Annotated in this window: 22 protein-coding genes and 1 other RNA gene; 10 read left to right on the top strand and 13 right to left on the bottom strand. The window is 69.5% G+C overall.

The window, feature by feature from the left end; all coding sequences use genetic code 11:
- From BLQ62_RS17165 to hisN, 7 genes are all read right to left on the bottom strand, one after another.
- Nucleotides 1-324: a transglycosylase family protein gene (locus BLQ62_RS17165; RefSeq protein WP_068529242.1), complete on the bottom strand. Its 324-nt coding sequence runs from the start codon at nucleotides 322-324 to the stop codon at nucleotides 1-3.
- A 566-nt stretch (nucleotides 325-890) separates the two neighbouring features.
- Nucleotides 891-4,490, bottom strand: coding sequence for a tRNA-guanine transglycosylase (locus BLQ62_RS17160; RefSeq protein ID WP_068568270.1), 3,600 nt, complete (start codon nucleotides 4,488-4,490; stop codon nucleotides 891-893).
- Between the two features lie 140 nt (nucleotides 4,491-4,630).
- Entirely contained in the window at nucleotides 4,631-5,287 is a 657-nt protein-coding gene (locus tag BLQ62_RS17155) for a response regulator (protein ID WP_068529248.1), read from the bottom strand.
- A 44-nt stretch (nucleotides 5,288-5,331) separates the two neighbouring features.
- Nucleotides 5,332-6,525 (bottom strand): sensor histidine kinase, encoded by a 1,194-nt coding sequence (locus tag BLQ62_RS17150; RefSeq protein WP_068530445.1) that lies wholly within the window; start codon nucleotides 6,523-6,525, stop codon nucleotides 5,332-5,334.
- Between the two features lie 161 nt (nucleotides 6,526-6,686).
- Nucleotides 6,687-7,928: an acyl-CoA dehydrogenase family protein gene (locus tag BLQ62_RS17145; RefSeq protein ID WP_068529252.1), complete on the bottom strand. Its 1,242-nt coding sequence runs from the start codon at nucleotides 7,926-7,928 to the stop codon at nucleotides 6,687-6,689.
- Between the two features lie 33 nt (nucleotides 7,929-7,961).
- Entirely contained in the window at nucleotides 7,962-9,338 is a 1,377-nt protein-coding gene (locus tag BLQ62_RS17140; protein WP_082756848.1) for an acyl-CoA dehydrogenase family protein, read from the bottom strand.
- A 132-nt stretch (nucleotides 9,339-9,470) separates the two neighbouring features.
- Nucleotides 9,471-10,271, bottom strand: a complete 801-nt coding sequence (gene hisN / locus BLQ62_RS17135; RefSeq protein ID WP_068568274.1) for a histidinol-phosphatase — start codon at nucleotides 10,269-10,271, stop codon at nucleotides 9,471-9,473.
- A gap of 62 nt (nucleotides 10,272-10,333) precedes the next feature.
- On the opposite strand from hisN, the gene BLQ62_RS17130 reads away from it, so the two are divergent.
- From BLQ62_RS17130 to ssrA, 8 genes are all read left to right on the top strand, one after another.
- Entirely contained in the window at nucleotides 10,334-10,726 is a 393-nt protein-coding gene (locus tag BLQ62_RS17130) for a hypothetical protein (RefSeq protein WP_068529258.1), read from the top strand.
- 2 nt (nucleotides 10,727-10,728) lie between these two features.
- Complete coding sequence (gene prfB, locus BLQ62_RS17125; RefSeq protein WP_068568276.1) at nucleotides 10,729-11,844, top strand: peptide chain release factor 2; 1,116 nt, start codon at nucleotides 10,729-10,731, stop codon at nucleotides 11,842-11,844.
- Nucleotides 11,834-12,745, top strand: a complete 912-nt coding sequence (locus BLQ62_RS17120) for a mechanosensitive ion channel family protein (protein ID WP_068529265.1) — start codon at nucleotides 11,834-11,836, stop codon at nucleotides 12,743-12,745. The genes prfB and BLQ62_RS17120 overlap by 11 nt, the downstream gene beginning before the upstream one ends.
- Complete coding sequence (locus tag BLQ62_RS17115; RefSeq protein WP_068568278.1) at nucleotides 12,742-13,284, top strand: Rv3103c transmembrane domain-containing protein; 543 nt, start codon at nucleotides 12,742-12,744, stop codon at nucleotides 13,282-13,284. Before BLQ62_RS17120 ends, BLQ62_RS17115 begins: the two co-directional genes overlap by 4 nt.
- A gap of 27 nt (nucleotides 13,285-13,311) precedes the next feature.
- The gene (gene ftsE, locus BLQ62_RS17110; protein WP_068521966.1) at nucleotides 13,312-14,001 is read left to right on the top strand and encodes a cell division ATP-binding protein FtsE; all 690 of its coding nucleotides are present in this window, start codon (nucleotides 13,312-13,314) and stop codon (nucleotides 13,999-14,001) included.
- Nucleotides 14,002-14,052: 51 nt separating this feature from the next.
- Nucleotides 14,053-14,958 carry a permease-like cell division protein FtsX gene (gene ftsX, locus BLQ62_RS17105; protein WP_068529272.1) on the top strand — a complete coding sequence of 302 codons (906 nt, stop codon included), beginning with the start codon at nucleotides 14,053-14,055 and terminating at the stop codon, nucleotides 14,956-14,958.
- A gap of 107 nt (nucleotides 14,959-15,065) precedes the next feature.
- The gene (gene smpB / locus BLQ62_RS17100; RefSeq protein ID WP_068530451.1) at nucleotides 15,066-15,545 is read left to right on the top strand and encodes an SsrA-binding protein SmpB; all 480 of its coding nucleotides are present in this window, start codon (nucleotides 15,066-15,068) and stop codon (nucleotides 15,543-15,545) included.
- A gap of 318 nt (nucleotides 15,546-15,863) precedes the next feature.
- Nucleotides 15,864-16,234, top strand: a transfer-messenger RNA (tmRNA) gene (ssrA, locus tag BLQ62_RS17095).
- A gap of 196 nt (nucleotides 16,235-16,430) precedes the next feature.
- Here ssrA and BLQ62_RS24380 read toward each other — a convergent pair.
- The 5 genes from BLQ62_RS24380 to BLQ62_RS17075 form a co-directional block, all read right to left on the bottom strand.
- Nucleotides 16,431-17,030, bottom strand: a complete 600-nt coding sequence (locus tag BLQ62_RS24380; protein WP_231857719.1) for an MFS transporter — start codon at nucleotides 17,028-17,030, stop codon at nucleotides 16,431-16,433.
- Nucleotides 16,988-17,842, bottom strand: a complete 855-nt coding sequence (locus BLQ62_RS24375) for an MFS transporter (RefSeq protein WP_231857720.1) — start codon at nucleotides 17,840-17,842, stop codon at nucleotides 16,988-16,990. The genes BLQ62_RS24380 and BLQ62_RS24375 overlap by 43 nt, the downstream gene beginning before the upstream one ends.
- Before the next feature lie 49 nt (nucleotides 17,843-17,891).
- Nucleotides 17,892-18,362, bottom strand: coding sequence for a hotdog fold domain-containing protein (locus BLQ62_RS17085; protein ID WP_068529279.1), 471 nt, complete (start codon nucleotides 18,360-18,362; stop codon nucleotides 17,892-17,894).
- A 71-nt stretch (nucleotides 18,363-18,433) separates the two neighbouring features.
- Nucleotides 18,434-19,081 carry an enoyl-CoA hydratase/isomerase family protein gene (locus BLQ62_RS17080; RefSeq protein WP_068568280.1) on the bottom strand — a complete coding sequence of 216 codons (648 nt, stop codon included), beginning with the start codon at nucleotides 19,079-19,081 and terminating at the stop codon, nucleotides 18,434-18,436.
- Nucleotides 19,082-19,136: 55 nt separating this feature from the next.
- Nucleotides 19,137-19,571 (bottom strand): PaaI family thioesterase, encoded by a 435-nt coding sequence (locus BLQ62_RS17075; RefSeq protein WP_115391329.1) that lies wholly within the window; start codon nucleotides 19,569-19,571, stop codon nucleotides 19,137-19,139.
- Between the two features lie 236 nt (nucleotides 19,572-19,807).
- Here BLQ62_RS17075 and BLQ62_RS17070 point away from each other — a divergent pair, with 236 nt between their 5' ends.
- Entirely contained in the window at nucleotides 19,808-20,455 is a 648-nt protein-coding gene (locus BLQ62_RS17070) for a TetR/AcrR family transcriptional regulator (RefSeq protein WP_068568284.1), read from the top strand.
- A 283-nt stretch (nucleotides 20,456-20,738) separates the two neighbouring features.
- Entirely contained in the window at nucleotides 20,739-21,686 is a 948-nt protein-coding gene (locus BLQ62_RS17065; protein ID WP_068529291.1) for an esterase/lipase family protein, read from the top strand.
- Nucleotides 21,687-21,723: 37 nt separating this feature from the next.
- Here the strand turns inward: BLQ62_RS17065 and BLQ62_RS17060 are convergent, their stop codons facing one another.
- On the bottom strand, nucleotides 21,724-22,647 hold the full coding sequence (locus BLQ62_RS17060) for a cation diffusion facilitator family transporter (protein ID WP_068568285.1): 924 nt from the start codon (nucleotides 22,645-22,647) through the stop codon (nucleotides 21,724-21,726).
- Nucleotides 22,648-22,726 lie beyond the last annotated feature (79 nt).

Raw genomic sequence — 22,726 nt, 5'->3', positions numbered from 1 at the left:
TCAGCCGCGGCCGCCGCAGCTCGGCCACGCGCCGATGCCCTGCGAAGCGAGGACGTTCTCGGCGACGCGGATCTGCTCGCCGCGCGAGGCGTTGTGCGGCATGCCCGAGCCGCCGTTGGCGCGCCAGGTCGACGGGCTGAACTGCAGGCCGCCGTAGTAGCCGTTGCCGGTGTTGGTGTTCCAGTTGCCACCCGACTCGCAGGCCGCGATGGCGTCCCAGTTCACGCTGTCGGCGTTGGCGGCACCGGTGCCGAAGGCAACGGGAGCGGCGACGATCGCGCCGGAGACGGCCATCATGCCCAGGGTCTTGCGGATGTTCTTCAAGGGGTTCCTTTCGCCGTTGCGCATGCCAGGACACAGCCCGATTGGGGCGGAGGTGTCGGGGAAAGACATGGACCGTGCCTTCTCTGTCGGGCACGGCAGTGGGCTGAGGAGGATCGCTCAACCTGCCTCGGCGACGTGGTGCGTCACACGGAGGCGGTCCGGCGCCCGAGGAAGATGTACTCGTTACGGCGGCGGGCCCACACATACGCGGTGGTTCGTGGATTCAGTTTTGTTCCCGTGACCGGGTCGAGATGAACACTAGGGGCCTCACGGCACGGTGTCACCCTCGCCGCGAGACGGTCGCGGTTTGATAACGGATCGGTCACGATAGGCTGTGAGGTCCGTAAGACCTGGTCACCCCGACGATCGCTAGCAATAGCTCGCATAGGCAATGACCTGCAGAAAGTGATGGCAATCACAGGAAAAATGTGGGCCCGGTCACGTCGCCGATGGTTACGGAACGGTGTACGCGATCGGCGCGAATGCAACGACCGTAACGCCGCAGCGGCGGCGGAGACGGCCTCTCGCCGTCACCGCCGCCGCTCGGGTGGGGTGCTTCCCCGCGCCTAGGAGGGCGTGCCGACCACGTCCTCGTCCCGCGGATCGACGACGCCCCGAGACGTCGTCGCCGCCCCGTCGCCGGCGCCGAAGCGGCGCAGCACCGCGTCGCGGTAGGCGGGGTAGCGGCCGTCGGCGATCGCGCGCCGCGCTCCCGCGGTGAGCTCCGCCAGGTACCGCAGGTTGTGCCGCGTCACCGCCTGCACGGCCGACGGGACGTCGGTGCGGTAGAGGTGGTGCAGGTACGCCCGGTTCAGCCCCGACGGTGCGCCGTCCGCGGCGAGCGGGCGCACGTCGCCCCGGCTCGACGGTGCCGAGAGGCTGAGCGGGCCGTCCGGTGTGAGCGCGATGCCGCGCGCCGCCAGCTCCTGCGGAGCGGCCGACTCGATGAGGTCGATGCCCGCGTCCACCGCGTGCAACAGGTCCTCGGGCCCGCGGACGCCGGCGACGTATCGCGGCCGCTGCGCGCCCAGTGCCTCGACGAGCGTCGCCAGCGCGGTGCGCGCCTCCGGGGCCGCGACGCCACCGAGGAACCGCACGCCGCCGAAGCCCAGGCCGCCCGAGCGCACGTCCTCCTCGTGCCGGGCGAGCAGCTCGCGCACCGCCGCCCGGTCCTGCGACAGGCGCAGCGGAACACTGGCCCACAGCGACGTCTCGCCGCGGCGCAGCGCCGTCAGCCAGTTGTGCTCCGCCAGCGCGCGTCGCGCACCGGTGCCCGACGCGGGGGCGAACACCACATCGCCTCCCAGGCGGTGTGCGGCGGTCACCGCGCTCTCGGGATCGGACGACGGCGCGGAGACGTCGACGAAGAGCGGCAGGTCCCACCCGGCGAAGGCGGCGAGGCCGCCGGCCTCCTCGATCGTCTCGGCGCCGGGGTGCACCTTCAGTCGCGTCCCGTCGACGGTGACCGCGTCGGCGCCGAGCGCGAGCGCCGAGGCGGGATCCACGCCGGGGATCGCGGCGAGCGGCGCGGAGGCGACGAACGCGGGGGTGGCGATCGTGCGGTGCGCCGTGTGCAGGGTGCCCGAGCGGGCGCCACCGTCGGTGGACCCGATCTCGAATCGCACCGGGTCGGTGACGGAGTCGGCCTGGAGCCGGGCGTGCGCGGAGAGGGAACGGTAGTCCGAACGCAGTTCCGAGAGCTCGGCGGCCAGCGCGCGGTTGCTCGCCCGCAGTTCGGCGATCTCCGCCGTGCTGCGCGGACTCGCCTGCGGTGCACCGGTTCCGGCCGCGGGCGTGAGCAGGACGGGCCCACCGGCCGCCCCGGCGTGCGGTACGCCGGCGTGCGGTGCCGCGCGGCCGCGCCGGAGCGGCGCCGGCGCCGGCCCCGCGACGGGGACAGTCGCGGCCGCCGTGATCGGGGCCGTCTTCGCCTCCGCCGACGTCGGGACGTCCTGCGGTGCAGCGGTGTCCGCCGGCGCGCAGGGTGCGGCCATCGCCGCGGACATCGCCCGCAGCCCGTCGCCCTCCACGTCGATCCGGGGGAGCACCTTGTCGAGCCAGCGCGGAATCCACCAGGCGCGCTCGCCGAGCACCGCCATCGCCGTCGGCATGATGATCATCCGCACGAGGAAGGCGTCGAAGACGATCGCCGCCGCCATGGCGAAGCCCATCAGCTTGAGGAAGGTCATGGAGGACAGCGTGAATCCGGCGAAGACCGAGATCATGATGATCGCGGCGGCGGTCACCACGCGCGCCCCGGACCGGTAGCCGATCCGGATCGCCTCCAGCGCCGGCGCGCCGTGGTGGTGTTCCTCCCGCATCCGGCTGACCAGGAACACCTGATAGTCCATCGCGAGTCCGAAGACGATGCCGATCAGGAAGATCGGCATGAAGACGAGGATCGGGCCCCGCTCCTCAGGGGCGATCCAGCCCAGCCAGCCCTCCTGGAAGAAGCCGACCGTGACGCCGAACGTGGCGGCGATGGAGAGGAGGAATCCCAGGGAGGCGATGATCGGGATGATCACCGAGCGGAAGACGATCATCAGCAGCAGGATCGCCAGCCCGACCACCACGACGAGGTACAGCGGCAGCTTCGAGGTGAGGGTCTCGGAGAAGTCCGCGTTGATCGCGGCCGCTCCGCCGATGCCGACGAAGGTCGAGGTCGCCCCGCCCACGGTCTCCGCGCGCTCGCGCAGCTCGTCGAGCAGCGTCGCGGTCTGCTTGGTCGACGGCCCGGACTCGGGAACGATGATGAACTGCGCCGCATCGCCCTTCGCGTTCGGGACGGGCCCGATGACGCCGTCGTGCGCGATTCCCGGCAACGTGCGCGCCTCGTCGGCGAACCGGGTGGTGGCGGCCGTCAGATCGCCCCGGCCCTGCGTGTCGATGACCGCGACCAGCGGGGAGGATTTGCCCGCGCCGAACGCCTCGGTCTGCATCTGGACCGCCGCCTTGTCCGACGGCGCCTCGAAATCGAGTCCCAGTTCCAGCTTTCCGATCGGGATGGCGGCGACCGCGAGGATCGCGACGGCGCCCACGAGGAAGGGGAGCGGCTTGCTGGTGAGCAACTCGCCGATCCGCTGCCCCATCGGGCGGCGCTCGGTCTGCTCCGGCGTCCACAGCAGCGGCAGCTTCGGCGTGAAGACCGCCGACTTGAACAGGCCGAGGAGGGCGGGCAGCACCGTCAGAGCCACCAGCACCGCGAGCGCGACGGTGACCGCGGCGCCCAGGCCCATCTGGGACAGGAAGGACATGCCGGTGATCGACAGGCCGCACAGCGCGATGATCACGGTGGCGCCGGCGAAGACCACGGCGCTGCCGGCGGTGCCGACCGCGAGACCCGCGGCGTGGGCGCGGTCCGACGTGGTGACCAGTTCCTGCCGGTAGCGGGAGATCACGAACAGGGAGTAGTCGATGCCCACCGCCAGGCCGATCATCATCGACAGGCCGGTGGTGGAGGTGCCGAGCGTGAGGAACGAGGTGCCGATCGCGATGATCGACGTCGAGAGCCCGATGCCGATCAGCGCCGCGCCCAGCGGCATGAGCGCCGCGAGCAGCGCCGCGAAGGTGATGATCATGACGATCACCGCGACGACGATGCCGATCAACTCCGCCGGGGGCTCGGCCTCGGTCTCGTTCGCCGAGCCCGCGCTCTCGACCTTCAGGCCCGCGTCGGTGCCGGCCTTCTTCGCCTCCTCGACCGCCTCCTTCGACTCCTCGGAGACCTCCTTGACGTCGCTGAAGGAGAACCGGATCTGGGCGGTCCGGCCGTCGCTGCTCAGGTTCTCCGCGGCCGCGGCCCCGACGGTGGGGTTGACGACGGCGGCCCTGTCCGCATCGGTGAGCTCCGGCACCTCGCGCAGCTTGGTGACCACGGCGGTGACGGCCGCGGCGTTACCGCCCTGGTCCAGGCGCTGCCCGTTGGTGGACTGCAGTACGACGGTGGCGGTGGGCGCCTGCGTCTTCGCCGTCTCGGGGAATTTCTCCTGCAGCACGTCCTGCGCCTCGACGGCGCGGCTACCGGGGAGGTTGAAATCGTCCTTGAAGGGTTTGGACACCGCCGACCCCGCGGCTCCGATCGCGACGAAGGCGACGATCCAGAGCACGAGGACGAGCCACCATTTCCGGTAGCAGAAGCGTCCGACCTTGTAGAGCAGTGATGCCATGCCGTCCAGTCTGGCGACCGCGACGGGAACACACTAGGGTCCGAAAGGCCTGGGGGACGACCGATATCCGCTTCGTAGACGATGGTCGCAGCGGATCGCTGCGCGGCCCCTACGAAAGTCGTAGGCGCGGAGCCGCCGGCCTAGCGGCGGGGGAGACCCGCGTCGTGGGCGAGGATCGCCAACTGCACCCGGTTGGCGACGTCGAGCTTGTCGAGCAGCCGCGAGACGTGCGTCTTGACGGTGGCCTCGCTCATGAACAGGTCGCGGCCGATCTGCGCGTTCGAGCCGCCCGCCGCGATGCCGAGGAACACCTCGTGCTCGCGTTCGGTGAGCACGGCGATCCGGGCGAGCGCGGCGCGGCGGCGGTCCTCGCGGGGATCGCCGGCGAACCGATCGATCAGCTTGCGGGTCACGCTGGGGGACAGCATCGCCTCGCCCGAGGCGACCACGCGGACACCGTCGAGCAGTTGCCGCGGCGGCGTGTCCTTGAGCATGAAACCGGCGGCGCCCGCCTGCAGGGCGCGCATCACGTAATCGTCGAGATCGAAGGTGGTCAGCACGATCACCTGCGGCGGCTGCGGTTCCGCGCGCACCAGCGCGGTGGCGGCGAGCCCGTCGACGGCGGGCATCCGGATGTCCATCAGCACCACGTCGGGCCGGTGCTCGCGGACCAGGTCCACGGCGTCGGCGCCGTCACCGCCCTCGGCGACGATGCTCAAGTCGTCGGCGGATTCGATGATCATGCGCAGGCCGGAGCGCACCAACGGGTCGTCGTCGATGATGACGATGCGGGTCACGGCGCCTCCTGGGGTCGTGACCATCCTGCCACGCCCGAAGCGGGTCAGGACCGCTCGGCGAGGCCCTCCGCCGCGTCGGCGCCCGCGCTCACGGCGGGCACGGGCAGCTGCGCGGACACGCGCCAACCGCCGTCCGCCGTGGCGCCGGAGGAGATCTCGCCCCCGGCGAGCTGCACCCGTTCGGCCAGTCCGATCAGTCCCGCGCCCGAGCCGGGCAGCGTGGTGGACGTGGGCGAGCGCGGCGCGTCGTTGACGACCTCGATGGTGAGGACCTGCCCGCGCAGCCGCACGGTCACGTGGGCGGCGGCCGGGCCGGCGTGCTTGCGCACGTTCGTCAGGCTCTCCTGCACGATGCGGTAGGCGGTGCGTCCCAGGGCCTCCGGCACGGCGTGCGGTGCCGAGGCCGCCTCGTCCAGCTGCAGGTCGACGGTGGCCCCGCCCACCCGGGACTCCTCCGCCAGGCGGGCCAGGTCGGCCAGGTCCGGTTGCGGGGCGAGCGGTTCCGAGTCGGCGCCGCGCAGAACGCCGAGAACGCCGCGCAGGTCCTCGAGGGTCTCGTGCGCGGTGGCGCGGATCTCCGCGGCGGCGCGTTCGACGGTGCCCTGCGCGTTCACCTCGAGCGCGCCGGCCTGTAGCGCGATGAGCGAGACCCGGTGCGCGAGTACGTCGTGCATCTCGCGAGCGATGCGCGAGCGTTCCGCGGTGCGCGCCTGCACGGCGCGCAGCTCACGCTCCTGCTCGGCGCGCACGGCCCGCTCGCGCAGGGACTCGAGCAGGTCGCGGCGCGCGCCCACGTAGGAGCCCCAGAGTGCGAAGGCCGCGGTGAGGGCGGCGCTGGTGAGGGTGTTCGACAGTGTCCACGGCGTGCTCGACCCGGGGTGCGGGACGGCCATGCAGGCGGCGACGAAGACGGTGGCGATGACCAGGACGCGATCGCGACGCCGCACCGCCAGGGTGAACAGGCCGAGCAGGGCCACGCCGGAGAAGCCGACGGCGATCGTGAGGATTCCGCCGATCGCGGTGACCTCGAGGGGCCATCGACGCCGCCACCAGAGGAGGGGGGATCCGGCCAGCCCCACCGCGAGCACGATCACGCCGTAGGCGGCGGAACCCGCCTGCCACTCCACCCCCGCGGCGGTGACGGCGAGGAGCGCGGAGAGCAGGACGCACAGGCAGTCCCGCAGCCGGGGCGCGGTCCACCACCGCTGCCACCGCGGCTCGGCCGCACTCGTGTCCATGCCGATCACGGTACCGAGACGCGCCGGCTCCGGGGGAGCGGCGAAGGTCGCGGCGCGAGCACCCGCGACTACGACTTTCGTCGCGGTGGCGTCCTCCGCGGACGCGAACGGGGCGCCGCCGCGGCAGTGCCGCGCCGACGCCCCGTCGAACCTCCCCGGGGCTACTTGAGCTGCGAGCTCGTGAGGTCGAGGTGGCGGCGCGCGATGATCAGCTGCTGGATCTGCTGCGTGCCCTCGAAGATGTCGAGGATCTTCGAATCGCGGGCCCACTTCTCGAGCAGGGTGCGCTCCGAGTAGCCCAGCGCACCCGCCAACTCCACCGCCTTGAGGGTGACGTCCGAGCCCACCCGTCCGGCCTTGGCCTTCGCCATGGACGCGTTCATCGAGTTGGGAAGCTTGTTGTCGGCCATCCAGCCCGACTTGAGCGTCAGCTGGTAGGCGGCCTCCCAGTCGGACTCGAGGCGGATGAACTCCGCCGCGGCGTGCGGCAAGGTGTTCACCGGCGCGTCGTAGTCGATGACGATCCCGGCGTCCTCGAGCACGGTGCGCAGCTCCTCGAGCGAGGCGCGCGCGACGCCGATCGCCATGGCGGCCACCAGCGGGCGGGTGTTGTCGAAGGTCTGCATGACCCCGGCGAAGCCCTTCTCGACGTTCACCTCGGGGCTGCCGAGGATGTTCTCGAAGGGGATGCGGCAGTCCTCGAACCGGATCTCCGCGGTGTCCGAGGCGCGGATGCCGAGCTTGTGCTCGAGCCGGGCCACGGTGACGCCGGGGTGCTCGCGCGGCACCACGAAGGACTTGATCGCGGCGCGGCCGGCGCTCTTGTCCACCGTCGCCCAGACCACGATGTGGTCGGCGCGCGAGCCGGAGGTCACGAAGATCTTGGTGCCGTTGAGGACCCACTCGTCGCCGTCGCGGACGGCGGTCGCGGTGACGGCGGCGGAGTCGGAGCCGAAGGAGGGCTCGGTGATCGCCATCGATGCCCAGACCTTGCCGAACCGCTCGAGCTGCTCGTCCGTGGCGACGGCGGCGATGGCGGCGTTGCCGAGACCCTGGTACGGGAAGGCGAGCATGAGACCCGCATCGCCCCAGCACATCTCGATCGCGTTGATGATCGACTCCATGGTGCCGCCGTTGCGGCTGCCCGCGGTGACGTCCGCCGGCTTGGGCTTGGGCTTGTCCTCACCCTCGCCCTTCTTGCGGTCGCCCGACGCGGCCGACGGTGCCTGGCCCGCGTCGGCCAGCCCGTCGTAGAGCGCCGCGATGGTGTCGAGCTCCTTGGGGTACTCGTGCTCGGCGAGGTCGTACTTGCGCGAGATGGGGCGGAAGATCTCGGCCGCACCCTGGTGCGACATCTCGGCCGACGCCTTCAGCTTCTTGGGGAGTTCCAGATTGATTGCCATGATGGTTCTTTCGTCTGTCAGAAGGAGAAGGGCCTAGAGGACGACGACGCCCTCGGCGATGCCGACGGCACGCAGATCGCGGTACCAGCGCTCCACCGGGTGCTCCTTGGTGAAGCCGTGGCCGCCGAGCAGCTGGACACCGTCCAGGCCGATCCGCATGCCCTTGTCGGTGGCGAACTTGCGCGCGAGTGCGGCCTCGCGGCCGAAGGACAGACCCTGCTCGGCGCGGGAGGCGCCGCGCCAGACCAGCAGCTCCAGGCCGTCGACCTCGGTGGCCATGTCGGCCACGGCGAAGGCCACGGCCTGACGGTGCGCGATCGGCTCGCCGAAGGCCTCGCGCTCCTTGACGTACGGGGTGACGTAGTCGAGCACGGCGCGGGCGGTGCCGAGCGCCAGCGCCGACCAGCCCAGGCGCGCGAGGCGCACCACGTCGGTGTAGTTCTGGGCGGCGGTGTCGAGGTCGACCTCACCGAGCAGCGCGGTCGCGGGGACCTTCACGTTGTTCAGATTCAGGCGGCCGAGCGAGGCGGCGCGAAGGCCCATGCTGGGGTCGCCCTCGACGATCACGCCGTCGGTGCCGGACTCGACGATGAACAGGGCGGGCTTGCCGTCCAGCTCTGCGCCGACGACGAACAGCTCGGCCGAACCGGCCTGGGGCACCATCGACTTCACGCCGCTGAGCACGTAGCCGCCCGAGGTGCGCGTGGCCTTGGTGGCGAGCGCGAACGGGTTGAACAGGGCGCCGGGCTCGGCGATCACCACGGAGGACTGCGGCACGGACTCGCCCGCGAACTCCTTGAGGTAGGTCTGCTGCTGGCCGTCGGAGCCGAACTGCGAGAGCGTCACAGCCACGCCGCTGGGCGCGAGGATCGGCAGCGCGAGGCCCATGTCGCCGTGGGCGAGGGCCGAGGCCACGAGCGCGTTGGTGACCGCGCCGCGGTCGCTGCCGGCGCCGTCGAGCTCCTCCGGCACGTTGATCATGGTGATGCCGAGTTCGGTGGCGCGGCCGAGCAGCGAGGCGGGCGCCTCGGTCGCGGCGTCGGCGTCGAAGGCCGCGGGCCGGACGATCTCGGCGGCGAAGTCCTTGACCGTGTCGACGATCATCTGCTGCTCGTCGTCCGGGGTCAGGTCGTAGTTGGACTTCGTGCTCGAGCTCAGCCGCTTGGGCTTACCCGTGCCGGAGACCACCTTGAACGTCCGGTTCGCCGCGCCGAGCGCCTTGAACCCGGTCCGCGTGCCCTCGTAGGCGACGCGGTTGACCAGGTCCTGCAGGCCGCGGTTCTGCACGAAGGGCGTCTGCACCACGGCCATCAGCGCGCGGATCAGCTGCCCGGTGGGGTTGCGCCGGATCGGGTTCTTCCCGATGGCACTGGTGTCCCGGGGATCGGTTGACGTGCTCATCTCCACCATCTCGTCGTCGTGGCGGCGCAGGTCGGGAGGCTGTTCCCTCGGCCCGGGCCGCAACTTACTCATCAGTCAGGTATGACCTTACTCCTCGGTAAGTTCGGTGCCAAGAGGTGGGACGAAAGACGTGTCGGCGTGTCAGGGAGCGAGACGACGCAGGACCTCCGGGTGCAGGACGGGGTTCGCCGCCACGGCCGAGCCGGCGTGCGGGCCGGGCGTGCCGTCGGTGCCGGTGAACAGGCCCCCGGCCTCCCGGACGACGATCTCGACCGCGGCCAGGTCCCACAACGAGACCTCCGGCTCCACCGCGACGTCGACGGCGCCCTCGGCCACCAGGCAGTAGCTCCAGAAGTCCCCGTAGCCGCGCAGGCGCCAGGCCTCGGCGGCCAGGGACAGGAAGCGTTCGCGCGATCCGGCGTCGGGGAAGTAGGACAGATCCGAGAAGGAGATCGACGCGTCCGCGATCTCTCGGACCCCCGAGACGGAGATCCGGCGGGGCGCGCCACCGTCGAACTGCGTGAACGTGCCCGCCCCGGCGGAGGCGAACCAGCGGCGGCGCAACGCGGGCGCCGAGACGACGCCGACCGTCGGGACGCCGTCCTCGAGGAGGGCGATGAGGGTGGACCAGACAGGGACCGCGCGGACGTAGTTCTTGGTCCCGTCGATCGGGTCGAGCACCCACTGCCGCCCGGAGAAGACGGGCTCGCCGCCGAACTCCTCGCCGAGGACCGCATCGCCGGGGCGCTCCGCGGCGAGCCGCTCCCGGATCAGCGTCTCCGTCGCGAGGTCCGCGTCCGAGACGGGCGTGAGGTCCGGCTTCGCGTCGACCTCGAGGTCCAGCGCGCCGAACCGCGCCATGGTCAGCTCGTCCGCGGCGTCCGCGAGGGTCAGCGCCAGGGCCAGATCGGGGGTGACGGGGTTCGACGGTGCACTCGACATGCGAGAACGGTATCGGAGCGCTACTGCGGGCGCCCGGCGGTCCCCGTCGGTAATCTGGACATATGGAATGGATCTGGGTGCTCCTGCTCGCGGCGATGCTGGGTGCGCTGGTGGTGATGTGGCAGCGCAACAAGCGCGGCACGCTCGGCACCGCGCCGGCCGGCCCGGGCATGGAGGACGGCATGCTCACGCTCAGCGGCGTGAGTCCGCGCCCCGTCGAGCCCGATCAGAAGGGGCAGGCGTTCGTCACCGTCTCCGGCACCGTCGAGGGGCCGAGCACGCCGCCCACGCACGTCTACCGGCGGCTGGTGCTGGACTTCGCCGAGCGCTGGCCGGAGGTCGGGGACCGGCTGCCCGTCTACTACAAGGTGGGCAAGGTCGACAGCTCGTGGCAGTTGGGCAGCCTTACCCCGCCACCGGACTCCTACGGCGGCCCGGGCCAGTATCCTGGGTGACTGTGCAACCTGACGTAGCCGCAGACATCGAGAGCCTCGAGACCACCCTCCAGACGGTGGAGAAGGTGATCGACCTCGACGAGCTGCGCCGGCGCGTCGACGAGCTCGAACACAAGGCGTCCGACCCGGAGCTCTGGAACGACCAGGCCAACGCGCAGCAGGTCACCAGTGAGCTCTCGCACGCCCAGGCCGAACTGCGCCGCGTCACCGACCTGCGCCAGCGCCTCGACGACCTGCCCGTGCTGTACGAGCTGGCCGAGGCGGAGGAGGGCGACGACAGGGCCGCCGCCCTCGAGGACGCCGACGGCGACCGCGCCCAGCTGCGCACCGAGATCGAGGCCATGGAGGTCAAGACCATGCTCTCGGGCGAGTACGACGCCCGCGACGCGCTGGTCAACATCCGCGCAGGTGCCGGCGGCGTCGACGCCGCGGACTGGGCCGAGATGCTCATGCGCATGTACATCCGCTGGGCCGAGAAGCACGGCTACGGGGTCGAGGTCTACGACACGAGCTACGCCGAGGAGGCGGGCCTGAAGTCCGCCACGTTCGCGGTGAAGACCGATTACGCGTACGGCACCCTCTCCGTCGAGATGGGCACGCACCGCCTCGTGCGGATCAGCCCGTTCGACAACCAGGGCCGCCGCCAGACGTCCTTCGCCGAGGTCGAGGTGCTGCCCGTGGTGGAGACCACCGACCACATCGACGTCGACGAGAACGAGGTGCGCGTGGACGTGTACCGCTCGTCGGGCCCGGGCGGCCAGTCGGTCAACACCACCGACTCCGCGGTGCGGCTCACGCACATCCCCACCGGCATCGTCGTCACCTGCCAGAACGAGAAGAGCCAGCTGCAGAACAAGGTCTCGGCCATGAAGGTGCTGCAGGCCAAGCTGCTCGAGCGCAAGCGCCAGGAGGAGCGGGCCCAGATGGACGCCCTCAAGACCAACGAGGGCGCCTCGTGGGGCAACCAGATGCGCTCCTACGTGCTGCACCCGTACCAGATGGTCAAGGACCTGCGCACCGAGTACGAGGTGAACAATCCGTCGGCCGTGCTCGACGGTGACCTGGACGGCTTCATCGAGGCCGGCATCCGCTGGCGGATGCGCGGCGATGACGAGTAGCACCCAGCTCGCGGCGTCGATCCTTCCCGACCTCACGGGGTGGCGGCTCCTCATGTTCCAGCGGGTGCTGCCGATCGCGCTGTGGACGATCGCCGCGGTGCTGGCGAACCGGTTCGTCAACTGGTCCTCGGCCCGCGTCACCATGCGGATCGACGCGCAGTTCAAGAACAGCGACTCGCTGGTCCGGTCGGAGTCGGCCAAGCACCAGCACGCGCTGATCCAGGTGATCAGCTGGGTCGCGATCGCCGTGATCTACCTGTTCGCGACGTACCAGATCGTCAAGGCGCTCGGCGTCCCGATCAACGCACTCGTCGCGCCCGCCACGGTCATCGGCGCCGCGCTGGGCTTCGGCGCCCAGCGCGTCGTGCAGGACCTGCTCGCCGGCTTCTTCCTCATCACCGAGCGGCAGTACGGCTTCGGCGACGTCGTGGAACTCGCCCTGACCGGCGGCTCGACCGCCGAGGGCACCGTCTCCGACGTGACGCTGCGGGTGACCAAGCTGCGCAACACCGACGGCGAGGTCATCACCGTGCCGAACGGCCAGATCGTCAAGGCCACCAACCTGTCCAAGGACTGGGCGCGCGCGGTCGTCGACATCCCGCTGCCCAAGACGGTGGACATGGGCAAGGTCAACGCGCTGCTGCACAGCGTGGGGGAGCGGGCCTACCGCGACCCGAAGATGTCCACCCTGCTGCTCGACGAGCCCACCCTCATGGGCATCGAGTCCATCGACCTGGACCAGGTGAACCTGCGGATGGTCGCGCGCACGCTGCCCGGCAAGCAGTTCGAGGTCGGCCGCAACCTGCGCGAGCGCATCGTCCGCAGCCTCGCGACGGCCGGTATCGACGTCGCGCCCGTCACCGACAGCGTCGAGGACGAGTCGGAGGTGACGCCGTCGTGAGCGATCTGTCGAAGCCGCCCGAGGGCGGCGACGAGCCGGCCGGCGCCGCCTCGGAGCCCACCCGCCCGCTCCCCGCGGCGTGGGAGCGCATCCCCAAGACGATCCCGCACACCCGGGCCCGCACGAGCACCGTCGTCCTGGTGCTGCTGTTCGTCGGGCTGCTGTGGTGGTACCTCGACCTGTACGCGCAGTTCGTTCCGGAGGAGCAGCGCCGCACGGGACAGCCGCCCGCCGCGACCTCCACCGCGCCACCCCCGGTCGCGCCCACCTCCGAGCTGCCGGTGAGCACCACGCCGTCGCGGGCACCGTCGAGCACGGGCCGCCCCAGTGGCGATCCGAGTCGGTCGGGCGCACCGTCGTCGACGGTGCCGGGAACCTCCGGCGAGCCGGGGGCGTCCGGCTCCAGCGACGCGACGACGACGTCCGGGCAGGGCGGGATCGTCCTGCCCGGCGGGGTGACGGTGCCGGTCCCGAGCGGCGCGGTCGGCGCCCCGCCGAGCACGGGCGGCGCACCGACGACCACGGTTCCGCCGGGGTAGTCCGGGACGTCAGTAGACTGGGCGCTCGTGATCACGCTCCAGAACGTCACGATGATGTACAAGGCGTCGGCCCGGCCGGCGCTCCACGACCTGTCGCTCGAGATCGGCAAGGGGGAGTTCGCCTTCCTGATCGGGCCCTCGGGTTCCGGGAAGTCGACGTTCTTCCGGCTCCTGCTCAAGGAGGACAAGCCGACGAGCGGTGACGTCTACGTGGGCGACTACCACGTCAACAAGCTCTCCGGCCGTCGCGTGCCGCAGCTGCGGCAGTCGCTGGGCTGCGTCTTCCAGGACTTCCGCCTGCTGCAACAGAAGACGGTGGCCGAGAACGTGGCCTTCGCGCTCGAGGTCATCGGCAAGCCGCGCAACGTCATCGACCGCACGGTGCCGCAGGTGCTCGACTACGTGGGCCTGGGGGGCAAGGCGAACCGTATGCCGAGCGAGCTGTCCGGCGGTGAGAAGCAGCGCGTGGCCATCGCCCGCGCCATCGCCAACCGGCCGCTGCTGCTGCTCGCCGACGAGCCCACCGGCAACCTCGACCCCGACACCTCCGCCGAGATCGTGGACGTGCTCGACCGCATCAACCGGGCCGGCACCACCGTGGTGATGGCCACGCACGACCGCCACATCGTCGACTCGATGCGCCGCCGCGTCATCGAGTTCCGCATGGGCGAGATGGTGCGCGACGACGCCACCGGCGTGTACGGGCTGGGCCGCTGACGGTGCCCGCCGCCCCCGCCGCCGACGACGAACCGAAGGACTGAATTCCCAGTGCGAGCCAGTTTCATCACCAGCGAGGTCCTCACCGGCCTGCGCCGGAACGTGAGCATGACGATCGCCATGATCCTCACCACCGCGATCTCTCTCGGCCTGTTCGGCGGTGGTCTGCTCGTGGTGCGGATGGCGGACAAGAGCCAGGACATCTTCCTGCAGCGCGTCGAGATCCAGGTGTTCGTCGACGACAAGGTCGCCGCTGACGACCCCGACTGCCAGAAGTCGGTGTGCCAGGCCATCGAGTCGAAGATCAAGGCGCAGCCGGGCGTCGATTCGATCGATTACATCTCGCAGGACAAGGCGCTCGAGACCGCCAAGACCAAGACCTTCGCCGGGCAGCCCGAGCTGGCGGAGCTGGTGCGCCCCGGTGTGCTGCCCGCGTCGTTCAAGGTGCGTGTCGGCGACGAGCAGAAGTTCTCCGCGGTCATCGACGCCGTGCAGGGGCAGCCCGGCGTGGCCGGGGTGCAGGATCAGCGTGAGCTGGTCGAACGGGTGTTCTCCGTGCTGGGCGGTGCACGCAACGCCGCCTTCTTCGTGGCCCTGATCCAGGCCGTCGCCGCCGTTCTACTGATCGCGAACATGGTGCAGGTGGCCGCGTACACGCGGCGCACCGAGGTCTCGATCATGCGACTCGTGGGTGCGTCGCGCTGGTACACGCAGCTCCCCTTCCTGCTGGAGGCCGTGATCGGTGCCGTGATCGGTGCGGTGCTCGCGATCGCCGGGCTGTTCGCAGGTAAGAGCCTGTTCTTCGATCGGGCCCTGCGCGAGCTCTACGGCGTGAACATCCTGGCGCGGATCACCAACACCGACGTCCTGCTGGTCTCCCCGTGGCTCGTCCTCGTCGGCGCGGGCTTCGCCGCGATCACCGCGTACGTGACGCTGCGCTTCTACGTGCGCGAGTGACCCCGCGGCGATAAGTCGCTTTCCGCGCACCGTCGCATCCCCGTACGATGGAGTGGTTGTCCAGCGTGACCGGCACTCGGTCACGACGTACGGAAGGGATGGGGACGATGGCGAAGGAGAAGGGGCGCTCGGTGATCGCGAGCAACCGCAAGGCGCGCCACAACTACGCCATCCTCGATACCTTCGAGGCCGGTGTGGTGCTGGTCGGCACCGAGGTGAAGGCGCTGCGCGAGGGCAAGGCGTCGCTGGTGGACGCGTACGCGACCATCGACGACGGCGAAGTCTGGCTGCGCGGCCTGCACATCCCCGAGTACGGCAACGGCTCGTGGACCAACCACACGCCGCGCCGCACCCGCAAGCTGCTCATGCACCGCCGCGAGATCGATTCGCTCACCGGCAAGATCCGCGAGGGCAACCAGACGCTGGTGCCCCTGTCGATGTACTTCAACGAGGGCCGCGTGAAGGTCGAGCTCGCCCTCGCCAAGGGCAAGCAGGACTACGACAAGCGCCAGGACATCGCCCGGCGCACCGCCGAGCGCGAGCTGGTCCGTGAGCTGGGCCGGCGGGTCAAGGGCATGCGCGGCTGACGCCTTTCCGACGGTGCCCGGCGTGGCGCGTTGAGAACGGTCCCCGCTGGGCGTTCACTAGAGGTACGAGTTACTGATGTGACTCGTGGGACTCAAGTGAGGAGCGGATCCATGAGCGTCGAGAACAAGGCCAAGGTCGTTTCGCTGGTGCATCGTGTGGGCGCGGTGCTGCTCACCGTGCTGTTGAACATGAACGCCTCCGCCGCCGGCGTGCGCGTGCGCACCGTCTGATAATCGACTGGACAGTCGCCGATGTCGGTGCGGTAGTATGGAACTTCCACTCCGCAAGGGGTGGGCTTCCGCTGAGGCGGACGATGAGGGGCCGATCGGTTTCGACTTCGTTTGTTGACGCGGGGGAAGCGTGCCGGTGCAGGCTGGAGACCACCGTAAGCGTCGCAGCAACCCTATAAGCGCCGATTCCAATCAGCGCGACTTCGCTCTCGCTGCCTAAGCAGCCAGGCGAGTCTGTCAGTCCGGGTTCGCCCTCGGCCCGGGTACTGGCATCAGCTAGAGGGATTCACCCCGCGGTGCGGTCGCGGTATCGCGGGGGACATCAAACAGCGACTGGGATCGTCATCCCGGCTCGTCCGTGAGACCGGGAGATCCGAGTAGAGGCACAGCGGACTGCGCACGGAGAAGCCCCGTAGAAATGACGGAGGACCCGGGTTCAATTCCCGGCGGCTCCACAGAAGCCTCCCACCTGCTCGCGCAGGTGGGAGGCTCTTTGTTTGCGTCGGATCGGCGGAATCAGGCTTCGTGGGCACGTCGTGACACGACGCTCAGGTGCAGCGATGCCCGCACTCTCGGGCCGGAGGTGCACCCATCGTCATCCGTGGGGGTGTGCCCGACTGTCTCCCGTGTCACCCCGGGGCATTCGCTGCCCGTTCATCGCCGCCGTCGTGGCATGCCGAAGGCCGCGATGATCGCGCCGACTCCTGCAGCCACTACGCAGGTCCACCAGGCGTGGCGGAAGTTGATCGTCGGGTCGCTCGTCGTCCCCAGACCGGTGAGGGCTGCGATGACCAGGCTGACACCGATGACGGCCCCGATCTGGCGTGCCGTGTTGACGATTGCGGAACCGGTGGTGCTGCGTTCGGGAGGGAGATCAGCGGTGGCGCCGGCAAGGAGTTCTGGCAGTGCCAGGCCGGTTCCGGCTCCGATGATCGCTAAGCCGGGGAGGAGCTCGGCCGCGTAGGCGCCGTCGACGCTGAGGGAAACGATGAGAAGGACGCAACCCAGTGCGAACGCGAGGCATCCGACGATGACCGTCACCGCTGCGGGGATTCGCGTGGCCAACCGCGATGCGATGCCCGCGAAGAGGGGGACCATGAGCGGCCCGGGTGCGACGGCGAGGCCGGTCTGGATCGGCGTGTAGTCCCAGACCGTCTGTGCCCAGAGGACTCCGGTGAGGAGGGCTCCGGCGAACGCGGATCCGAACCCGATCACGGCGAGGGTGTTCCACCGGAAGCTCGGAACCGCCAGCATGCCGGGTTCGAACAGCGGCCGCGTGCTCCGGGTGATGTGCTGGGCGGTGAGGGCGGGCCTGCCGCGGCCACCGCGAACACCGTGATCGTCGTGATGCTCGTCCACCCCCAGGTGTTGCCTCGGACAAGTGCGTAGGCGAGAGCGCCGATGGCGATCGTCAGCCATACCGCGCCCACGGGATGCGGTGTGCGGGCGTCGTTCGGGTCTTTGCCATCAGGGATTGCGAGAACGGCGAGGACGAGCACGATTGCGCCGACCGGAATGTTGATGAGGAACACCCATCGCCACGAGGATGCGACCAGGAATCCGCCGACTACCGGCCCCGCGGCGGCAGCGATTCCGCCCGCGGCGGCCCAGATGCGGACCGCTTTCGCTCGGTCCTCACCGTCGAAGATCTGAACGATCAAACCGAGGCTCGTGGGGGTGAGCGCGGCGGCGCCGACGGCCTGCACGACGCGGGCTGCGATGAGGAACCCCAGCGACGGGGCAACAGCGCACGCGGCGCTGGCGAGAGTGAATATCGCCAGTCCCACGATGAATCCGAATTTGCGACTTCGCTGATCGGCCCATCGTCCGAGCGGGACCAGGAGCGCCGCGTAGATGATCGTGTAGGCGTTGAGGACCCACGACAGGTCGTCCAGAGAGCTGTCCGGGAAGCTCTGCTCGATGTCGTGGAAAGCGACGTTGACGATGAACAGGTCGAGTGCGGCGAGGAATGCCGCGGCGGACAGCAGGGTCAGGGCGAGTCCTCGCCGCGGCGGCGCCGTACCGGCAACCGATGCCGCCGTCGCCGGAGTCAGGTCACGAGCCACGGTCATTTCCTTGTCATGAGGGCGCACGAGTGCGATGGCCTGCCGCCCGTCATGTGAGCGGCTTCTTCGAGACGTGCATGGTGATGGCGGCGGTGACGAACACGATGCCGTCGCCGTCCATGACGTCGACGGGAACGGTGAGCGCCGTGGGCTCATCCGTGAACTCCGGCAGCGGATCCAACCTGGCGACCGCCGTCACCGCCGTGGTGGCCTTCGCGTGGTATTCGACGGTCATTCCGACGGGGATCCATCGGTGTGTCCCGGGAATCGTCGCATCGGTCATCATGCCGCCGGCGAGTTCGGCCATGTTGCAGGAAGCGATGGCGTGGAAGGTCCCCAGGTGGTTGTGCACGCTGCGGCGGTTCGGGGCTGTGACGCGGCACAGACCCGGGCGCAGCTCGACAATGTGTGGGTGCACGCTGCCGAAGTAGGGGGCCTTGAAGCAGACGGCCCGACTGAATACCCAGCTGCCGAACGGGATCCTCTGGAGTGCGTTCCAGATCTTCAGGTTGGTGCCCATGTCAACGGCATTGGCGGTTGAACTCAACGTGATCATGCTCCTTCGTCGCGTCGGTACGAGCCGGTATCGCGCTAGGTCAGCTCGGCGATGACAGCGGCGTACATCGTGTTCTTGATCGCGCCCAGCGTCGCGGGGTTCTTCCCCGTGAGCGGCGTCAAGCGGTCCACGGTCGTCGCGACGACCTCGGAATCGGGCGCGGTGGCGTCGGCGATACCGGCCGCCACGGCATCCGGGCCGCCGTAACGCCGTCCGGTCGTCATCGAGGTCACCGCGGCCTGAGGTCCGAGCTTGGACTGGATGAGCGCCGCCATGCCGGGGGTGAACGGGATGTTGATATCGACTTCGGGGAAACAGAAGTAGCCGCGGTCGTCGCGCATGATGCGGTAGTCGTGCGCGATCGCCAGCATCGCTCCCGCGCCGAAGGTGTGGCCGTTGATCGCAGCTGCGGTGGGGAGGGGGAAGGTGAGGATGCGGGCGAAGAGCGCGTGAACGCGAGCGACGTAGGCCTCCGCCTGATCACCGTTGGCGACGAGCCAATCGAGATCGAGACCGTTGGAGTAGAACTTGCCGGTGCCCGTGGTGACGAGGGCCTTGGCGTTGTGTTCGATGGTGTCGAGTTCGGCGTTGATCGAATCGAGCCACGTGGGTGAGAAGCGATTCTCGTCGGTGCCTAGGTCGACGACGGCGATGTCGTTGCGGGTTTCGACGGTGATGCTCACGGTTGTCTCATTTCAGTACGGGGGTGTGGCTGCGGGACGTGCGTTGCCGCTCCGGCTAGGCGGCCGAAGGGCGCAGGATCAGGCAGGTGGTCGTGGCGTGCGCGATGAGGCGGTCGTTCTCGTCGACGACGCGTCCCTCGGCCGTGGCCGTACTCCGGCCGGTGTGCACCACGTGCCCCTGCGCAGTCAGTCGCCGGCCGTCGGTCGATGCCGAGCGGATGTAATTCACCTTCAGTTCGAGCGTCGTGTATCCGACGCCGGGCGGGAGAGTGCTGTGCACGGCGCAGCTCATCGCGGAATCGAGCATCGTCGCGGCGATTCCACCGTGAACGGTGCCGAGCGGATTCGCGAAGTCCGCGCGAGTCGACAGCGTGAAGGTCACCGAGCCCTCGTGGACGTTGACGATGTCCATTCCGAGGAGCCCGCCGATGGAGGGGAAGTCACTCGACCGGCTCGTACGAATCCACTCGAGCAACTCATAGCCCGACATGTCCCCAGGATCTTTCGTTGTCACCATCGCACCTCTCAAATACTCGGTCTTCGTCGCGAGATCACCCGCCGGAACGCACGGATTCCATTGGTGTGGTGAGGATTCCTCGACAAGACATGTGCTCGAACCATTACAGAGCGAGTGATCTGAAACTAACAGAGCGGGCGCTCCGAAACAATCGCCTCCACTGATCGTGATCGAGGTAACAGAGCGGTGTCTCTGTTACTGTCGTGGGCATGGCCCGTCCCCGTGTTCACGACCCTGAGCAGCTGATGGATGCCGCGCAGAAGCTCGCTGCCGAGGAGGGGGCAGCGGTCGTGACAGTGCGTGCGTTGTCCGAAATCACAGGGGTTTCCAACGGGGCGATCTACCATTCCTTCGGTTCGCGAAGTGGTCTCATGGCGCAGGTGTGGCTGCGGGCGGCGACCGGGTTCTTGCAGCAGCAGCGGCATGACGTCGACGCAGCGCTCCATCGCGGAGGCGTCGACAGCGCCGTTGAAGCTGTTGTTGCGGCGGCCGATGCGCCCGCGGCGTTCCTTCTTGCAGCGCCTGAGGCGGGGCGGTTCCTGCTGTCCGTGCGCAGGAGTGACCTGCTCGGGTCGGGTGAGATCGGTGACGACATCTCGGCCGCGCTCCAAAATCTCGATCGGCAGCTCGTTGAACTCTTCGTCGACCTCGCAACCGCCCTATGGGGTCGCCGCGACCGATACGCCGTCGAAGTCGTACGGGACTGCGTGGTCGAACTTCCGACGGCCCTACTGCTGCGCGGGCGGCGCGCGCCCACGGATGAACTCCGGCGCAGACTGGAAGCCGCCGTGCGCGGGGTACTGACGATCGAGCCCGCGCCGGCCGCAGCGTCGTCCGCGCGGGCCTGTTCGTCGTGATCTCGTCGGAGTTCGTGGTCGATGCGATGACCGCTCGACCTGCGCGTCAGCGTGTTCGGGTGCTGCGTCGGGCGGTGCTCGGCGGTCCGGCCTGAATTCCGAACGAACTTCGTGATCGCGCGGCCTGGCCCGGCGTCGGGGCGACGACGGTGAACGTGACGGCCGCGGCGCGGAGGCGGGAGGCGGCCGACGGGAGGCTGTCGACCCTGCGACCGAACAGAAGATGGAACAAGTTCTAGAAACTGTCTCCGGAGGCATCGCTGATCGGCTACTTTCGGTCAGCATGAACCTGCGTTCCGTATGGCGACGCGCCGTCGTCGCCACCGCCGCCGTGGCGCTGCTGGTGTCCGCGCCCGCCCACGGTGCACCGCTGCCCGAGAACTTCAACTTCTTCGGCGGCATACCGTCGGAGCTGACGAACCCGAACGGCTCGCTGCCCGGGACCAACGACTACTCCTGCAGGCCGACGTCCCGTCATCCCAACCCTGTCGTGCTCGTGCACGGCACCGGCGGCGGCTCCCAGACCAACTGGGGTGCGTACGCCCCGCTGCTCAAGAACAACGGTTACTGCGTGTTCTCCTTCACCTACGGAGCCCTGCCCGGCGCGCCGTGGCCGGTGAATCAGATCGGGGGCACGCGGCCGCTCGCGGCGAGCGCGCAGCAGCTCGACGATGTGGTGGAACGCGTTCTTGCGGCGACCGGGGCGGGGAAGGTCGATCTCATCGGCCACTCGCAGGGCACGCTCATGCCGGCCTATTTCGTGAAGTACCTCGGCGGCGCCGAGAAGGTCGGCAAGTACATCTCCCTCGCGCCGCTGTGGCGGGGCACCGGAGGGGATCTCGGCCGGGCCGTCTCGGCGTTCGTGCGCGGTCTCAACGCGCCCGACCCGTACTTCCCGGTCTTCGAGTCGATGGGCGACATGCTGCCGGGGTCGCGCTTCCTGGAGAAGGTCTGGGCCGGAGGTACGCCGTACGCGCGCGGCGTCGAGTACACCAACATCTCGACCCGGTTCGACGAGCTCGTCCTGCCGTACACGAGCGGCCAGCTCGCCGGGCCGCCCGGCACGAAGGTCACGAACATCGTCGTCCAGGACACGTGCGGCCAGGACTTCTCGGATCACCTCGCGATCGCCGGCTCGCGGCGTGCGGCGTACTTCGCGCTCAACGCACTCGATCCGCAGCATCCGCGGCCCGTGCCCTGCTACGTGATCCCGCCCTTCTTCGGCGCCTGACCGCGGACGGTGCCGGTATCGCGGGACAACGCCCGCGTCAGTCGCAGCGGTACGACTCGCCGTGCGGATCGCCGCAGTAGGTCTCCTCGCCCGCGTGATCGACCTGCAGCGTCGCGTGCTCGATGCCGTACGTGTCGTGCAGCATCGCGCTGACCCGCCCGCGGACGGCGTGGCAATCGGCGTCGGGATCGACGATGACGTGCGCCGAGAGCGCCGGCTGACCCGAGGTGATCTCCCAGATGTGCAGGTCGTGCACCTCGGCCACCGACGGCACGGCGGCGACGTCGCGGCCCACCTGAGCCGGGTCGATGCCCTCCGGGGCGGCCTCGAGGAAGACTCGTCCCGACGCCTTCACCAGGCTCCAGCCCGCCTTGAGCATGAGCGCCGCCACGACGAGCGCGGCGATCGCGTCCGCCCGCCCCCAGCCGGTCGCCCAGATGATCGCGCCCGCGATCGCCGTGGCGATGAAGGCGTAGAGATCGTTGAGGATGTGCTGGTAGGCGCCTTCGACGTTGAGGCTGCTGCGATTCGCGCGGCTGATCGCCCATGTCGCGGCGACGTTCACCGCGCATCCGGCGAGGGCGGTGAAGAAGACCAGCCTGCCGTCCACGTCGGGCGGCGTGATCAGCCGAGAGATCCCTTCGTAGACGAAGAACGCTGCCAGTAGTAGCAGGGTGATCCCGTTGGCCTGGGCGGAGAGGATCTCCACCCGCTTGAGGCCCCAGGTGTAGCCGCCGCGCGCCGGCTTGGCCGCGATCCGGATCGCGGCCAGCGCCAGCACGATCGCGGCGGCGTCGGTGAGCATGTGCGCGGCGTCGGTGATCAGCGCGAGCGAACTCGCGATGATGCCGATGGTCACCTCGATCGCCATGAAGGCGACGATGAGCCCGAGCGCCAGGCTCAGCCACCGCTTGTCGGCGTTGGCCGAGACGCCGTGATCGTGCCCCGCGTGTCCGCTCATCTCAGTTCCGCCCCTCGTTCGGTGAGATCACCGAATGAACATACATGGCGGTATGCGCATATATCAACGGAGGTGGCGG

The organism is Tsukamurella pulmonis, from assembly GCF_900103175.1.
GTDB lineage: Bacteria > Actinomycetota > Actinomycetes > Mycobacteriales > Mycobacteriaceae > Tsukamurella > Tsukamurella pulmonis.
This window is presented reverse-complemented; position numbering and strand designations above follow the sequence as displayed.

What these genes read in the sequence shown, in the direction of transcription:
- BLQ62_RS17160 (WP_068568270.1), bottom strand. Translation starts at nt 4,490, where the DNA reads ATGGCATCACTGCTCTACAAGGTCGGACGCTTCTGCTACCGGAAATGG.
- BLQ62_RS17150 (WP_068530445.1), bottom strand. Translation starts at nt 6,525, where the DNA reads ATGGACACGAGTGCGGCCGAGCCGCGGTGGCAGCGGTGGTGGACCGCG.
- BLQ62_RS17145 (WP_068529252.1), bottom strand. Translation starts at nt 7,928, where the DNA reads ATGGCAATCAATCTGGAACTCCCCAAGAAGCTGAAGGCGTCGGCCGAG.
- BLQ62_RS17140 (WP_082756848.1), bottom strand. Translation starts at nt 9,338, where the DNA reads ATGGTGGAGATGAGCACGTCAACCGATCCCCGGGACACCAGTGCCATC.
- hisN (WP_068568274.1), bottom strand. Translation starts at nt 10,271, where the DNA reads ATGTCGAGTGCACCGTCGAACCCCGTCACCCCCGATCTGGCCCTGGCG.
- BLQ62_RS17130 (WP_068529258.1), top strand. Translation starts at nt 10,334, where the DNA reads ATGGAATGGATCTGGGTGCTCCTGCTCGCGGCGATGCTGGGTGCGCTG.
- BLQ62_RS17120 (WP_068529265.1), top strand. Translation starts at nt 11,834, where the DNA reads ATGACGAGTAGCACCCAGCTCGCGGCGTCGATCCTTCCCGACCTCACG.
- smpB (WP_068530451.1), top strand. Translation starts at nt 15,066, where the DNA reads ATGGCGAAGGAGAAGGGGCGCTCGGTGATCGCGAGCAACCGCAAGGCG.
- BLQ62_RS24380 (WP_231857719.1), bottom strand. Translation starts at nt 17,030, where the DNA reads ATGCTGGCGGTTCCGAGCTTCCGGTGGAACACCCTCGCCGTGATCGGG.
- BLQ62_RS17085 (WP_068529279.1), bottom strand. Translation starts at nt 18,362, where the DNA reads ATGGGCACCAACCTGAAGATCTGGAACGCACTCCAGAGGATCCCGTTC.
- BLQ62_RS17075 (WP_115391329.1), bottom strand. Translation starts at nt 19,571, where the DNA reads ATGTCGGGCTATGAGTTGCTCGAGTGGATTCGTACGAGCCGGTCGAGT.
- BLQ62_RS17070 (WP_068568284.1), top strand. Translation starts at nt 19,808, where the DNA reads ATGGCCCGTCCCCGTGTTCACGACCCTGAGCAGCTGATGGATGCCGCG.
- BLQ62_RS17065 (WP_068529291.1), top strand. Translation starts at nt 20,739, where the DNA reads ATGAACCTGCGTTCCGTATGGCGACGCGCCGTCGTCGCCACCGCCGCC.
- BLQ62_RS17060 (WP_068568285.1), bottom strand. Translation starts at nt 22,647, where the DNA reads ATGAGCGGACACGCGGGGCACGATCACGGCGTCTCGGCCAACGCCGAC.